The 1,582-nt window shown below is 66.3% G+C and carries 2 protein-coding genes; one reads left to right on the top strand and one right to left on the bottom strand.

The annotated features are described in order from the left end of the window. Positions 1-37: 37 nt before the first annotated feature. Positions 38-1,252: an RNA-guided endonuclease InsQ/TnpB family protein gene (locus FNH04_RS45825; protein WP_152792126.1), complete on the bottom strand. Its 1,215-nt coding sequence runs from the start codon at positions 1,250-1,252 to the stop codon at positions 38-40. Between the two features lie 51 nt (positions 1,253-1,303). Between FNH04_RS45825 and tnpA the strand changes: the two genes are divergently transcribed. Then, on the top strand, positions 1,304-1,582 hold a 279-nt coding region (gene tnpA / locus FNH04_RS45820), incomplete at its 3' end, for an IS200/IS605 family transposase (protein ID WP_152792125.1).

Here is a 1,582-nt window from a genome sequence, read left to right as displayed (position 1 = left end):
CGTGACTCCTCCCCCTCGTGAACGAGGGGGCTTCTCGCTATGCCGGGTTGGCGTCGCGATGGACCAGCCCGGCCCGTAGCACGTTCAGGGCGCCCACTGTGTCCGCGTGCGCCTGGTGGCCGCAGGACTGGCAGTGGAACTTCTCCTGGGTGGGCCGGTTCTCCGCTGAGACGTGCCCGCATTCGGGGCAGGTCCGGGAGGTGTTGCGGGGGTCCACGGCGATCACTTCCCGTCCGGCGCTTTCAGCCTTGGCGTGCAGGATCGTCAGGAACACCCCCCATCCGGCATCCGAGATCGAGTGGTTGAGTCCGGCCTTCGCTGCGGCCCCGTTGGGCAGGAAGCTGCCCGGCTGGTCGGGGTCGGGCTTCGGCTTGGGGGCCTTGACCATGTTGCGGATCTTGAGGTCTTCGTGCGCGATGACGTCGTGTTCACGCACGAGGTCAAGGGCGGTCTTGTGGGCGTGGTCCAGGCGCTGGCGTCGGACCCTGCGGTGCAGGTCGGCAACGCGCTGAACGGCCCGCTGGTGGTTGGCGGTGCGCTCGTCGCGGCGCACGCGGGGGAAACGGGCGAGGGCCTGCTGTGCGGCTTCCAGCTTGGCGGTGGCCTTGCTCCCGTGGCGCGGGTTGGGTACGAACTCGCCGCCTGAGTCGGCGAGGAAGTTGGCTATGCCCAGGTCGATACCGACCACGGAACCGGTCTTGGGAAGGGGGTCGGGCTCGGCCTGGTCGGCGGTCAGGATGACGTACCAGCGCTTGCCCTCACGCTTGACGCTGACGGTCTTGACCTTGCCGACCACCGGCCGGTGCTGGTTGACCTTGATATGCCCGACGCCTTGCAGGCGGACGCGGGTGACCGGGTCGTGCGGGGTCGAATCCCAGCGGCATCCATCCCCGTCCTTGGGGAAGTCCACGGTGTCGAACCAGTTCACGCCCCTAAACCGGGGATAGCCGGGCGTCTCGCCGGACTCGACCCGGCGGAAGAACGCGGCGAACGCCTTGTCGAGACGGCGAAGCGTGGCCTGCTGCGAGGAGAACGACCACCGGCCCTGACGCTCCGGATCGAAAGAGCGGATCTCCTTGAGCTGCGCGGACTGCTGCCCGTACTTGACGCTCGTCTTCGAGGCGTGCCGGTAGGCGTCGCGGCGCTCCTGCAACGCTCCGTTGTAGAGCGAGCAGTGATCGCGCAGCATCTCGCCGAGCGCCGCCGCCTGGCCCACGGTGGGCCGCATGAGGAACTTGTACGCACGGATCATCCGGCCCACCCCCTTCCAAGTCGGTCTGCTTGATCATAATACCCTTGGCGTATGTCACCGCGCTGGGAACCAAACCCCGATATCCGCACTGGTCGCCACGTCGCCTACAACCTGCACGCACACTTGGTGTTCGTCACCAAGTACCGCAAAGAAATCTTCGATGACGACATGCTGAAGCGGTGCGAGGAGATCATGCGGGAGGTGTGCGGCAGTTTTGAGACGGAGCTGAAGGAGTTCAACGGCGAGCGCGATCACGTGCACCTGCTCGTGCACTACCCGCCCAAGGTGGCCTTGTCGAAGCTGATCAACAGCTTGAAGGGCGTCAGCTCC

This window comes from Streptomyces phyllanthi (genome assembly GCF_009377205.1).
In the GTDB taxonomy this organism is placed as follows: domain Bacteria; phylum Actinomycetota; class Actinomycetes; order Streptomycetales; family Streptomycetaceae; genus Streptomyces; species Streptomyces phyllanthi.
The sequence above is the reverse complement of the archived record's forward strand: the minus strand, read 5'-3'. Positions and strand labels throughout refer to the sequence as shown.

Bases quoted from the DNA above. Each gene is read 5' to 3' on its own strand.
- FNH04_RS45825 (WP_152792126.1), bottom strand. From the start codon at position 1,252: ATGATCCGTGCGTACAAGTTCCTCATGCGGCCCACCGTGGGCCAGGCG.